The 13,016-nt window shown below is 67.1% G+C and carries 10 protein-coding genes; 6 read left to right on the top strand and 4 right to left on the bottom strand.

The genetic code is table 11. From position 1 onward, the window contains the following. Positions 1–33 precede the first annotated feature (33 nt). From trmB to mmpL3, 3 genes are all read left to right on the top strand, one after another. Positions 34–870, top strand: coding sequence for a tRNA (guanosine(46)-N7)-methyltransferase TrmB (trmB, locus tag CCUG20998_RS02100; protein ID WP_172607251.1), 837 nt, complete (start codon positions 34–36; stop codon positions 868–870). A 37-nt stretch (positions 871–907) separates the two neighbouring features. Beyond that, positions 908–1,645, top strand: a complete 738-nt coding sequence (locus CCUG20998_RS02095; protein WP_020731496.1) for an NYN domain-containing protein — start codon at positions 908–910, stop codon at positions 1,643–1,645. 105 nt (positions 1,646–1,750) lie between these two features. Further along, the gene (mmpL3, locus tag CCUG20998_RS02090) at positions 1,751–4,633 is read left to right on the top strand and encodes a trehalose monomycolate exporter MmpL3 (RefSeq protein WP_036456951.1); all 2,883 of its coding nucleotides are present in this window, start codon (positions 1,751–1,753) and stop codon (positions 4,631–4,633) included. Between the two features lie 60 nt (positions 4,634–4,693). On the opposite strand, the gene CCUG20998_RS02085 is transcribed toward mmpL3, so the two are convergent. Next, entirely contained in the window at positions 4,694–5,863 is a 1,170-nt protein-coding gene (locus CCUG20998_RS02085) for an AI-2E family transporter (protein WP_020731494.1), read from the bottom strand. Positions 5,864–6,045: 182 nt separating this feature from the next. Between CCUG20998_RS02085 and CCUG20998_RS02080 the strand changes: the two genes are divergently transcribed. Then, complete coding sequence (locus tag CCUG20998_RS02080; protein ID WP_011739306.1) at positions 6,046–7,263, top strand: lysylphosphatidylglycerol synthase transmembrane domain-containing protein; 1,218 nt, start codon at positions 6,046–6,048, stop codon at positions 7,261–7,263. A gap of 1 nt (position 7,264) precedes the next feature. Here CCUG20998_RS02080 and CCUG20998_RS02075 read toward each other — a convergent pair whose 3' ends face one another. Then, positions 7,265–7,774, bottom strand: coding sequence for a hemophore (locus CCUG20998_RS02075; protein ID WP_012392419.1), 510 nt, complete (start codon positions 7,772–7,774; stop codon positions 7,265–7,267). A 354-nt stretch (positions 7,775–8,128) separates the two neighbouring features. Here CCUG20998_RS02075 and CCUG20998_RS02070 point away from each other — a divergent pair, with 354 nt between their 5' ends. Together CCUG20998_RS02070 and CCUG20998_RS02065 are read left to right on the top strand one after the other, a co-directional pair. Continuing rightward, positions 8,129–11,146 carry an MMPL family transporter gene (locus tag CCUG20998_RS02070; protein WP_012392418.1) on the top strand — a complete coding sequence of 1,006 codons (3,018 nt, stop codon included), beginning with the start codon at positions 8,129–8,131 and terminating at the stop codon, positions 11,144–11,146. Beyond that, positions 11,143–11,682, top strand: a complete 540-nt coding sequence (locus tag CCUG20998_RS02065) for a helix-turn-helix domain-containing protein (protein WP_020731491.1) — start codon at positions 11,143–11,145, stop codon at positions 11,680–11,682. Before CCUG20998_RS02070 ends, CCUG20998_RS02065 begins: the two co-directional genes overlap by 4 nt. On the opposite strand, the gene CCUG20998_RS02060 is transcribed toward CCUG20998_RS02065, so the two are convergent. Both CCUG20998_RS02060 and CCUG20998_RS02055 read right to left on the bottom strand, forming a co-directional pair. Further along, positions 11,669–12,358, bottom strand: a complete 690-nt coding sequence (locus tag CCUG20998_RS02060; RefSeq protein WP_011739302.1) for a hypothetical protein — start codon at positions 12,356–12,358, stop codon at positions 11,669–11,671. The two genes, CCUG20998_RS02065 and CCUG20998_RS02060, sit on opposite strands and share 14 nt — an antisense overlap. Further along, complete coding sequence (locus CCUG20998_RS02055) at positions 12,355–13,002, bottom strand: hypothetical protein (RefSeq protein ID WP_012392416.1); 648 nt, start codon at positions 13,000–13,002, stop codon at positions 12,355–12,357. Before CCUG20998_RS02055 ends, CCUG20998_RS02060 begins: the two co-directional genes overlap by 4 nt. Between the last annotated feature and the right edge of the window lie 14 nt (positions 13,003–13,016).

Below are 13,016 nucleotides of genomic sequence, written 5' to 3'. Positions count from 1 at the left end.
AATCTGGACCAGGAGCGGCTACGGCCGGGCTTCATGCGCCACGATGGACCAATGCATGTCCAGCCCGGGGTGGGGCTCCAGTCCGACACGTCGTCTTCGACCGGCACGGGGTCAGGCCCGGCGGACGAGCCAGAGGCCGAGAAGAGCGCGTGGGGCTATCTTCCCCCGACCGCCTTTCGTTCGCGCCATTCGGCACTGTCGAGCATCCAGCAGCAGACCTGGGAGCGGCTATGGCCGCAGCTGGGCCGGCAGGCAACGGCACACTCCCAGCCATCGGCACGCGGCCATGAGCCCATCGACCCCATCGACGCCCGGGCCTGGTTCGGCCGGCAGGCACCGGTGGTGCTGGAAATCGGCTGCGGCAGCGGCACCTCGACGCTGGCGATGGCGCAGGCCGAGCCCAACGTCGATGTGATCGCGGTGGAGGTCTATCGCCGGGGGCTGGCGCAACTGCTCTGCGCGATCGACCGGGCGGACCTGCAGCGAATCAACATCCGGTTGATCCGCGGTAACGGGATCGACGTGCTGCGCGATCTGATCGCCCCGGAATCGTTGACCGGAGTGCGCGTCTTCTTCCCCGATCCCTGGCCCAAGGCGCGCCATCACAAGCGCCGGCTGATACAGCCCAGCACGGTTGCCCTGATCGCCGACCGGCTACTCCGTGGAGGTGTTTTTCACGCGGCAACCGACCATCCCGGCTACGCCGAGCACATCATCGCCGCCGGCGATGCCGAGCCCGCGCTGGCACGAGTGGATCCGGGCGTCGATTCGCTTCCCATCTCGGTGGTCCGTCCGACCACCAAGTACGAGATGAAAGCCCATAACGCGGGCAGCAGCATTAACGAGTTGATATGGAAAAAGCAGCGTTAGACGTGGCCGATAGGGAAACCTGAAATTAGATGAGCAAATGAGCCTGACCGAAGATGTGACCACACAGGGGTCCGATCCTGTGGCGGAGCCGCCGATGGTGGCCGGAGATTTGTCGCGCGACGGCCTGTCCGGCTCCGCGGCGCCGGCGGGCCGGGTCCTGTTGGTGTGGGATGCCCCGAACCTGGACATGGGGCTGGGTTCCATCCTCGGGCGACGGCCGACTGCGCTGGAAAGACCCCGGTTCGACGCACTCGGCCGCTGGTTGTTGGCCCGCACGACGCAGGTGTCCGCCACGGCACCGGACGGCCCGGACGTCAGGGTCGAACCCGAAGCAACCGTCTTCACCAATATCGCGCCCGGGAGCGCCGAAGTGGTTCGCCCATGGGTGGACGCGCTACGCAACGTCGGATTCGCGGTCTTCGCCAAGCCCAAGATCGACGAGGACAGCGACGTCGACCGTGACATGCTCGAGCACATCGATCAGCGGAACCGGGAAGGACTCGCGGCGCTGGTAGTTGCCTCCGCGGATGGCCAGGCATTCCGCCAGCCGCTGGAAAAGATTTCGCGAGCCGGAACCCCTGTTCAGGTGCTCGGATTTCGTGAACACGCCAGTTGGGCGCTAGCGTCGGATACCTTAGAGTTTGTCGACCTGGAGGACATTGCTGGTGTTTTCCGCGAGCCGCTCCCGCGAATCGGCCTCGATTCGCTGCCTGAGCAGGGAGCTTGGCTGCAGCCGTTCCGGCCGCTGTCCTCGCTGCTGAACTCGCGGGCGTGAGAATCGCGTGTGTGTGAAAAGGCCACGTCTCACCGACAATCGAAAAGCGCTGCGAAGCAAAGCAGAGCAATGCGCGGGTCGTTAACGATCCAGTAAGGAGCTCACGTGTTCGCCTGGTGGGGTCGAACTGTGTACCGCTACCGATTCATCGTAATCGGTGTCACGGTGGCACTATGCCTCGGCGGCGGCGTCTTCGGGCTGAGCCTGGGTAAGCACGTCACGCAGAGTGGTTTCTACGACGAGGGCAGTCAATCTGTGACGGCCTCGATCCTTGGCGACGAGGTCTACGGCCGCGACCGAACCGGCCACATCGTCGCGGTCTTCAAGGCCCCGGACGGCAAAACCGTCAATGACCCGGCGTGGTCGAAGAAAATCACCGACCAGCTGAACCAGTTTGTGAAAGACCACCCTGATCAGGTGCTGGGTTGGGCCGGCTACCTCAGGGCACCGGACAGCACCAGCCCGGTCATCAAGGGCATGGCCACCGATGACAAGAAGTACACGTTCGTCTCCATCCCACTCAAGGGCGACGACGACGACACCATCCTCAACAACTACAAGGACATCGCGCCGTCGCTGCAGAAGCTCGACGGCGGCACGGTCCAGCTCGCCGGCCTCGAGCCGGTGGCCGAGGGGTTGACCGGCACCATCGCCACCGACCAGCGCCGGATGGAAGTGCTGGCCCTGCCGTTGGTGGCCGTGGTGCTGTTCCTGGTCTTCGGTGGCGCGGTGGCGGCCTGCCTCCCGGTGATGGTGGGCGGGCTGAGCATCGCGGGCGCCCTGGGCATCCTGCGGCTGGTGGCAGTGTTCGGGCCGGTGCACTTCTTCGCCCAACCCGTCGTCTCCCTGATCGGTCTGGGTATCGCGGTGGACTACGGGCTGTTCGTGGTCAGCCGGTTCCGAGAAGAGATCGCCGAAGGCTATGACACCGAGACGGCGGTACGCCGAACGGTGATGACGGCCGGGCGCACGGTGGCCTTTTCCGCTGTCCTGATCATGGCCTCGGGGGCGAGCCTGCTGATGTTGCCCCAGGGCTTCGTGAAATCGCTGACCTACGCCCTGCTAGCCGCGGTCGGCCTGGCCGCCCTGCTGTCGATCACACTGCTGCCCGCGTGCCTGGGCGTGCTGGGCAGGCACGTCGACGCGCTCGGCGTCCGGACCGCGTTCCGGGTGCCGTTCCTGCGGAACTGGAAGGTGTCGCGGGCCTACCTGAACTGGCTGGCCGACCGGCTGCAGAAGACCAAGACCCGCGAAGAGGTCGAGGCCGGCTTCTGGGGCAACCTCACCAACCGGGTGATGCGCCGCCCGCTGGTGTTCGCCATCCCGATCGTCCTCGGCATGATCCTGCTGGTCATCCCGCTGTTCAACCTGTCGCTGGGCGGCATGAGCGAGAAGTATCTGCCACCCAACAATGCGGTGCGCCAGTCGCAGGAACACTTTGACCAACTCTTCCCGGGATACCGCACCAATCCACTGACCCTGGTGATCAAATCGACCAACAATCAGCCGGTCACCGACCAGCAGATTGCCGATATTCGCAGCAAGGCGATGTCGATCAGCGGGTTCATCGACCAGGACAACGACGCGGACAGCATGTGGCAGGAGCGCAGCTATGCGCCCGGTGGATCCAAGGATCCGTCGGTCCGGGTCCTACAGAACGGGTTGATCAACCCTGGTGACGCGCCCACCAAACTCGCGGAGCTACGCGCGATCACACCTCCCAAGGGCCTCGAGATATTTGTCGGCGGGACCCCGGCGCTGGAACAGGATTCGATTCACAGCCTGTTCGAGAACATGCCCGCGATGCTGGTCATCCTGCTCACGACCACCACGCTGTTGATGTTCCTGGCGTTCGGTTCGGTGGTGCTGCCAATCAAGGCGGCGGTGATGAGCGCGCTGACGCTCGGGTCCACGATGGGCATCCTGACCTGGATCTTCGTCGACGGACACGGGTCGGGCGTACTGAACTTCACCGCCACCCCGCTGACCGCGCCCGTCATCGCGCTGGTGGTGGCGGTCGGATACGGCCTCGCCACCGACTATGAGGTGTTCTTGGTATCCCGCATGGTCGAGGCGCGCGAAAACGGCATGTCGACTCAGGAGGCGATCCGGATCGGCACCGCAACCACCGGTCGCCTCATCACCGCGGCCGCACTGGTGCTCGCCGTGGTCGCCGGCTCGTTCGTGTTCTCCGACCTGGTGATGATGAAGTATCTGGCGTTCGGGCTGATGGCGGCGTTGCTGCTGGATGCGACCGTGGTCCGGATGTTCCTGGTGCCGTCGGTGATGAAATTGCTCGGCGATGACTGTTGGTGGGCGCCGCGTTGGATGCGCCGCCTGCAGACCCGCATCGGGCTCGGCGAGATCCAGTTGCCCGACGAGCGGAAGCGCCCGGCCAACAACGGCAGCGCCCGCCCACCCGTCAAGGCCGCCCTGGCCGCGGCCACGGCCCGCGCACCGCATGACCCCACCCACCCGTCGGCCCCCGAGTCGGCTCGGCCGTCCCGTTCGGGCGGGCCCGCGCGAACTGAGCTCGGGTCGGCCCAGAGCGGTCCGTCCAGCGCCGGCACCAAAGAGATCCAGACCAGGGCCAGTCAGCCAAGCGACCCCCCGACCACCCGGCTCACGGCACCGGGGGCGCCACCCGCTCGCGGATCCAGCAATCCGGCTCCACCGGCGCAGACCCGGCCCACCACGCCGGCGCCTCCCGCACCGGCCCCGCCGCCGGCGCCATCCGCCGGTCAGACGCGAGCCATGCAGATTCCGACAAACCGTTCCAGCGACACCGGCGGCGACCCGGCCGATCCAACGGCCGCGCTACCGATCCAGCGCCCGGAAGGGACCGACTCGGAGGCCGCCACCGAGCAGCTGAATGCGCGCGGTGGGCAACCAGACGGCGGCGAGAATCCGCGGCCACGCCGCCGCGGAGCGGGTGGGGCCGGCGGGCTCAGCGCCCAGGATCTGCTGCGTCGTGAGGGACGCCTGTAGCAACGCCCCGGCGCCCGCAACCGGGCGCTGCGGGTACGGCCAGCGGTTCTACGCGACCGCCTAAGGGCGAGTTTGGTCAGCGCCGGCTTCGGCCTCAGTACCCTCGTCGGGCTCGTCGGGTTGCGCCGCGATGAGGGCCAGCGGATCCTGGTCCTGCTGCTGCGCTTCCGCGATCGGATCCTCGGCCAACAACACCCGCATCGCATTGTTGAGGAATGCGACGGTGGGGACCGCCAGCAAAGCACCGACGATCCCGGCCAGCACGCCGCCGGTGGAAATGGCCAGCACCACACCCAGCGGGTGAATCGAGACCGCGCGGCCCATGACCAGGGGCTGAAGCAAATGCGCCTCGAGTTGATTGACGGTAATCAGCAAGGCCAGTGTGAGCAGGGCATACACCAGCCCCTTGGCCAGCAAGGCAACCACCACCGCCAGCAAGCCGGAGATCAACGCACCGATCAGCGGGATGAACGCGCCCAGGAACACGATGGAGGCCAGCGGCAGGGCGAGCGGAACACCCATCACCGCCACCCCTGTCCCCACGCCGGCCGCGTCGGTCAGGGCCACCAGGAAGGTGGCCCGCACATACCCGATCAGTGACCCATAGCCCGCGCGTCCGGCTGCCATCGCGCGGTCACGGACATGGGCCGGGATGATCTTGGCGACGTACTGCCAGATGTTGCGGCCGCCGTAGAGGAAAAAAATCAGCGTGAACAACACCAGCACCGCGGCGGTCAGCAGTTCGGTGATGGTGGCCGCGGTGGAGATCGCGCCGCTGGTCAACTTCGCCTGGTTGTTGTGCAGCGCTTCGATCGCGGCGTTGCCCGCGTTGTCTATCTGTTCACGGCGCAGGTGCGGCGGCCCCTCGATCAGCCATTTGCGGCTGGAGTCGATGCTGTGCTCCACCTGGTAGGCCAGATCGGGCAGACCAACGATGAACTGGCTGATGACGAACGTCAGGATGCCGCCGAGGATGGAAAACCCGCCCAGCAAGACCAGCGACACCGCCGCACCACGTGGCAGCCCCCGGGCGTCCAGCCAGTCCACCACCGGCACCAGCAATGCGCTGAGCATCAGCGCCAGCAGCACCGGCACGACAATGATTTCGAGCTTCTTGATCACCAGCAAGAGGGCCACCAGAGCGGCCAGGATGACAAGTAAGCGCCACGACCAGGCCGCCGTCTTGCGGACCAGCGGGGCTACCGAGGCATCGTCGAGGCTCGCCGACATCCGGCAAGCCTAACCGGGCGCCGGACCCGGCTCTCCCGCAAATTCCCCCGAGCTGATCGCGGGCGCCCGCGGCGCTTCGGGCTGCCACCGCCACCACGATCCGGTCACGACCCCAGAACGAGGCAGACACGGTCAGTGACGTGCGGCGATCGTGGCATCACCTGCGCGGTTACCCTTATTCGATGTCGTTTGACGCCCCCGTCCGCAAACTCCGCCAGCGTGTGGGGGCGCTGCCCCGCGCTCGCGGGACGGAGGCACCCCGTGGCAAGTACTGGTGGCTGCGGTGGGCTGTGCTCGGCATCGTCGCGATCGTGCTTGCCGTCGAGGTGGCGCTGGGCTGGGACCAGCTGGCCAAAGCCTGGATGAGCATGTATCAGGCCAAGTGGTGGTGGCTGCTCGCGGCGATGGTGGCCGCGGCGGCGTCGATGCACAGTTTCGCGCAAATCCAGCGCACCCTGCTGAAGTCCGCGGGTGTGCACGTCCGCCAACTTCGGTCCGAAGCCGCGTTCTACGCCGCCAACTCGCTGAGCACCACCCTCCCCGGCGGTCCGGTGTTGTCGGCCACGTTCCTGCTGCGCCAGCAACGCATTTGGGGCGCCTCTACGGTGGTGGCGTCGTGGCAGCTGGTGATGTCGGGAGTGCTGCAGGCGGTGGGCCTGGCACTGCTCGGCCTGGGTGGTGCCTTTTTCCTGGGCGCCAAGAACAACCCGTTCTCACTGCTGTTCACCCTGGGCGGGTTCATCGCGTTGCTGCTGCTTGCCCAGGCGGTGGCCTCACGTCCGGAGTTGCTCGAGGGAATCGGCCGCCGGGTGCTGGCGTGGGTCAACTCGATCCGCGGCCGGCCGGCCGCGACCGGCATGGAGAAGTGGCGTCAGATTCTTATGCAACTCGAGTCGGTGAGCCTGAGCCGGCGCGATTTGGGAGTGGCATTTAGCTGGTCGCTTTTCAACTGGATCGCCGACGTCGCGTGTCTGGGCTTCGCCGCATACGCCGCGGGCGACCACGCGTCGGTCGCCGGGTTGACCGTTGCCTATGCGGCGGCCCGCGCGGTGGGCACCATCCCGTTGATGCCGGGTGGACTGTTGGTGGTCGAGGCCGTGCTGGTGCCTGGTTTGGTATCCAGCGGCATGGCCCTGCCCAACGCCATCTCCGCGATGCTGATCTATCGGCTGATCAGCTGGTTGTTCATCGCCGCGATCGGCTGGGTGGTGTTCTTCTTCATGTTCCGCACCGAGAAGGCCGCCGATTCCGACGCTGACGACCCGCCAACCGACCCAAATCTGGCGATCGTCATCCCCATCCCGGGCGAACTGTACGAGGACCCGGCCGAAACGGCCCTGCAAGGTCCGCTACCGCCCCCCGACCGCGGGTGCGAGGGCAACCCCGGACGCGTCGGCTAGCTCAGCCGGCGCGGTTCGCCGGCGCCGGCCCGGGCAGCGGGCCCGCCGCCACGGGCAGATTCCCCGGCGTCAGCGGCAGCCCAACGGCCGGTAGTCCCGACAAAGCACCGCCATCTTGGGCCGCCTGCGCCAGCCCCACCGCCTGCGACAGCGTGATCGGCAGCCGGCACTGCGTTGAGAGATTGGTCAGCGGCTGCGACAGCGACTGCAGGTCGCTGGCGACTTTGGGATTCTTCTCCAGATAGCTCTTCAGCGATCCGAACGATTGCGGGCCCGCGGAGCCCTGGAAGGCCGCGGTCATCGCCTGATTGGTCTCCGGATGCGAGTCCAGGTAATCGCCCGTCTGCTTGGCGACCGAACCGATCGTTCTGGCCACTTCACTGGCGGCACATGGATCGGTAGCACCGGTGGCCGTCGGCTCTGCCACCGTCACGAGCGCGAGGCCCGGCAGCCCGACGGCGACCAATGCGGCGAACAGCCCGCGGCGCTTTGTCGCATTGCCTGACTTCATGGATAACTCCTCATGGATTGCATAACGTACGAATTCCCTTGCCACGCCAGTGGCGGCGATCAGCGACGCATTCCGTCGCGATCTGTCTGGACTGTCCCGGGTTGGTACTCGGATCGACCCAAGTCCCCCGCGTGGACATCAGCCATACTGCCATCTCCGGCGCGGGCACCGCCAACTCGCGCCGCGGCCCTGCGGCCACCCGGTGAACTTCACAGTGTCTTCCGAGCGTCCTGGCAGTGTCGGCATCGTTGCAGCTCAGCAACCAATAAACGGACCTACTCCTCATTTGTCTGCGGTAGGCTCGCGAGCAACGCGTCGCGTGAGAATTACGGGGAGTCCGACATCCAGCAGTTCATGATGCGCCTGAGCCGCAACCTGCGCAGATTCCGCTGGTTGGTGTTCACCGGATGGATGCTGGCTCTGGTCCCGGCAATCTATCTGGCGCTGACTCAGTCAGGGAATCTCACCGGTGGCGGCTTCGAGGTCGCCGGGTCCCAGTCACTTCAGGTACACGATGTGCTCGAGGCGCAATACCCCGACCAGGGGGCATCCTCGCTGGCCCTGGTGGCGACCCCGCGCCCGGATGCCAGCTACCAGGACATCACCGACGCGGTCGCGCAACTGAGACGAATTGCCGGCGAATTCCCCGGGGTCTCGGAGGTGCCCGACCCCACCCAGCGGCCCCCGCAACCCGATCGGCCCTACGTGGTGTCGCTGCGCCTGGACGCCCGCAACGCGGGCACCAGCGACCTCGCCAAGAAGCTGCGCGCGCGAGTCGGCGTGGAAGGCGACAAACCGGGACAGACGGCGGATGGCCGGGTACGGCTCTACGTCATCGGCCAGGGTGCGCTCAGCGCCGCTGCGGCGGCGAACACCAAGCACGACATCGCCGCCGCGGAGCGCTGGAACCTGCCCATCATCCTGATCGTCTTGTTGGCGGTGTTCGGCTCGCTGACCGCCGCGGCCATCCCGCTGGCGCTGGGGATCTGCACCGTCGTGGTCACGATGGGCCTGGTCTACCTGCTGTCGATGCACACCACGATGTCGGTGTTCGTGACGTCGACGGTGTCGATGTTCGGCATCGCGCTGGCCGTCGACTACTCGCTGTTCATCTTGATGCGTTTCCGCGAGGAGTTGCGCTCCGGCCGTCAGCCCCAGGAGGCGGTGGACGCCGCCATGGCCACGTCCGGGCTGGCGGTGGTGCTGTCCGGCATGACCGTCGTCGCCTCGCTCAGCGGTATCTACCTGATCAACACCCCGGCGCTGCGATCCATGGCCACCGGGGCGATCCTCGCGGTGGCCGTCGCCATGCTGACATCGGCCACCCTGACGCCCGCGGTGCTGGCCACCTTTGCCCGGGCCGCCGCCAAGAGGTCGGCCCTGCTGCATTGGTCGCGCCGGCCGGAAAGCACCCAGTCCCGGTTCTGGACCCGCTGGGTGGGCTGGGTGATGCACCGGCCCTGGATCACCGCGTTGTCGGCTTCGGTCGTGCTGCTGCTGATGGCGGCACCGGCGGCGTCGATGGTGCTGGGTAACAGCCTGTTACGCCAGTTCGATTCCTCGCACGAGATCCGTGCCGGGGTGTCCGCGGCGGCCCAGGCCCTGGGGCCGGGCGCGCTGGGTCCGGTCCAAGTGCTGATCAAGTTCCCCGACGGCGGCGCCTCCACGCCCGCACACAGCCAGACGGTCGGCGCGGTCCGCCAGCGGATGGCCCAAGGTCCCAACGTCACCACGGTGGCACCGCCGAAATTCGCCGAGGACAACGACAGCGCGCTGCTGAGCGCGGTGCTGTCGGTGGATCCCGAGGACATGGGTGCCCGTCACACCGTCGACTGGATGCGCAGCGAGCTACCGCAGGTTGCCGGCGGCGCCCAAGTCGACGTCGGCGGATCGACCGCGCTGATCAAGGATTTCGATGACCGGGTGTCGGCGACCGAGCCGCTGGTGCTGGCCTTCGTCGCGCTGATCGCCTTCGTGATGCTGTTGATCTCGATCCATTCGGTGCTGCTGGCGCTCAAGGGCGTGCTGATGACCTTGCTGTCGGTGGCGGCGGCCTACGGCAGCCTGGTCATGGTGTTCCAATGGGGCTGGGGGGAACGGCTCGGCTTCCCCCAGCTGACCTCCATCGACTCCACGGTGCCGCCGCTGGTCCTGGCGATGACCTTCGGGCTGTCCATGGACTACGAGATCTTCCTGCTCACCCGAATCCGGGAACGCTTCCTGCACACCGGCCGGACCCGCGATGCGGTGGCCTACGGCGTGAGCACCAGCGCACGCACCATCACCAGTGCGGCGCTGATCATGATCGCGGTGTTCTGCGGATTCGCCTTCGCCGGCATGCCGCTGGTGGCCGAGATCGGCGTCGCCTGCGCCGTCGCGATCGCGGTGGACGCCACGATCGTGCGGCTGATCATGGTGCCGGCCCTGATGGCGATGTTCTCGCAGTGGAACTGGTGGTTGCCCAGATGGCTGGGCCGGATCCTGCCGTCGGTGGACTTTGACCGGCCGTTGCCCGAGGTCGACCTCGCTGACGTCGTGGTCATTCCCGAGGACATCGCCGCGACGATTCCGCCCGGCGCCGACTTGCGCATGGTGCTCAAGTCGGCGGCCAAGCTCAAGCAGCTGGCACCCGACACCATCTGCGTGGCGGACCCCCTCGCATTCACCGGCTGTGAGCGGGTCGGCAAGGGGCCGGAGCGGATTCCCGAGCTCGTCAAGGACGGCCTCAACCTGGCCGGCGGCACCGACACCGCGGGGCCGGGCGGTGCCGCTGAGGCCAAGAACGGTTCCAACGGGCAGTCGGCCGCGCGAAAGGCCGTGGGCCTGGCCTACCGCAGCGGCATCGCGCGCGCGATGTCGTGGGCGGAGCGCCCCGTCCATCCGGTCACCGTGTGGCGCGGGCGGCTCTCGATCGCACTGGACGCGCTGGAAACCAACGCCTCCGAGCGGCGGGCCGGCCCGGGCGGCGGGCGAGAGCCCAGCTACCGGCGGCGCAGCCCGGTGGAAACCACCAACGTCCAATTGCCCACCGGGGACCGGCTGCTGATCCCGACCGGGGCCGAAACGTTGCGTCTCAAGGGCTACCTGATCATGAGCCGTAACAGCAGCCGGGATTACGCCGAACTTGCAGACATGGTCGAAGCGATGGAACCCGAGACCGCGGCCGTCGTACTGGCGGGGATGGACAGGTACTACTGTTGTCAACCGCCAAGGCGGCAATGGATCGCCACCCAGCTGGTTCGGCGTCTTGCGGATCCGCATCCGTCTGATGTCGACGTTGAGTGGCCCCAGCCCGACGACAAGGCAGACTGGGAGGAAGTCCGGCAACGCTGTCTGGCGGTGGCAGTAGCCATGTTGGAGGAGGCGAGGTGACGTTGGCAACCGACCAGCGGAAACCTGCGCAAGTACAGCCGCCGCACCGCCCCGATGGTGACAACCGCGAGCACTTCGTTGACCAGCCGGTGGAATTTTGGCCGACGGCAGCCATCCGTTCCGCGCTACAGAGCGGCGATATCGCCACCTGGAAGCGCATCGCCGCCGCGCTCAAGCGCGACCCCTACGGTCGCACCGCGCGCCAGGTGGAAGAGGTCCTCGGCGGAGCCCGGCCGATTGGCATCTCCAAAGCGCTGTGGGAGGTGCTGGACCGGGCCCGAGCCCATCTGGAAGCCAATGAGCGCGCCGAGGTCGCCCGTCACGTCAAGCTGCTGATGGATCGATCGGGTCTGGGCCAACAGGAATTCGCGTCCCGCATCGGCGTTTCGCCCGAGGACCTGGCCGCCTACCTGGACGGCAGCGTGAGCCCGTCGGCTTCGCTGATGATCCGGATGCGTCGCCTGTCCGACCGGTTCGTGCGGGTCAAGAACACCCGCGCGGCCGACTCCCACCAGGACGCGGCTAGCGGGAGTTGATCGGCACCACGTCGAGCACCAGCCAATCGTTGCCGCGCTTGGTCAAACTCACCCGCAATGCGGGCGCGGCCTGACTGGGCGGTTGACCGGGCGAGTTCTGGGTCACCCGCAGAATCACCGCGACACTGGCCGCCGACGGCCCCAGCGCCTCAACCCCGGCCGACAGCGTGTCGGCCTGGGCGGTGATCTTGTGTTGCACCAGATCGGCGCTGGATTTGGCGTACTGCGCTTTGAACTCCGCGACCCGCTCGGGCACCATCATCGCGGCGGCCCGGTCGGCTGACGCGTTGGGCGCACCCGGCGAGAAGGAGGCCACCGCCTCGGCCATTCCGGTGGCGATCGCGACCACCCTTCGCGAGTCCCGGTTGAAGTCGCGGTCGGGGGACGTCCAGTGGGTGTATCCGGTCAGCACCGCGGCCACCAACGCAGCAGTGCACAAAAAGACCACCGCCAGGCGCAGCCCGGGCGCCTCGTCGTCGGTGCCTACGGTGACCGCATCGCGGCGGAACAGCCAAAAATTGACGGCCACCCCTTCCAGGACCAACAGGACCAGGACCGAGCACGCCGATATCCACCACCACGGCCAGCCCAGGATGAAACCGATCATGACCAGCGCCGCGATCGCGACCAGCGGGGCCAAGATGTCGAATGCGGCAAGCCGCCATGCGTTTCTCATCGGATCGAAGCCAGCCCGGAGACCAACAGCTTGCCGTCGACATCGGAGACTTCCACCCGCAGGCTCCAATGCACCGTCTGCGGCTTGACTCCGGCGTTCTCGGCGACCGATGTCGCCACCAGCAGCACCGAGTCTGTTCTGCTGGCAAACGGCGGCAGCTTGGTGGTCACCACCGGCCGAGCGGTACCGGGCCGGGTGTCCAGATCGCGGTGCACCGTTTCGATCGCCACCGCCTCGATCCGGCCGCTGCTGTGTGTCTGCAACTTCTCCACCACCTGCCGGTAGGGCTGCACGGCCGCGTCGAAGTCGGTGTTGAGCTGTCCGACCGTGCCGTCGTGCAGCTGCTGCAGGCTGGAGTCGATGTTGCCGGCGTTCATGTTGATCAGCACATCCGTCCATTCGGCGGCGGCCTGCATGACGCGGGTCAGGTAGACGCGCTCGGAGATTTCGTCGCGGTGGCCGATCCAGATCAGCACACCGAGCACCACCGCGGCCACCGACAGCACGCCGAGGAAGGCCGAGCCGACGCCATAGCTGGAGAACATCCCTTCGCCGGACGACTCCCCCTCGGTAGCGGCGGGCGCTGAGTCTGCAGAATCCGGATCGGAGTCTTTGGCGGTATCGGCCGCGGCGTCGTCTGGCATGGCCCGATCGTCGC

It is taken from the genome of Mycobacterium marinum, from assembly GCF_003391395.1.
In the GTDB taxonomy this organism is placed as follows: domain Bacteria; phylum Actinomycetota; class Actinomycetes; order Mycobacteriales; family Mycobacteriaceae; genus Mycobacterium; species Mycobacterium marinum.
Note: the sequence above shows the minus strand (reverse complement) of the source record. Positions and strands in the feature narration are given on the sequence as shown.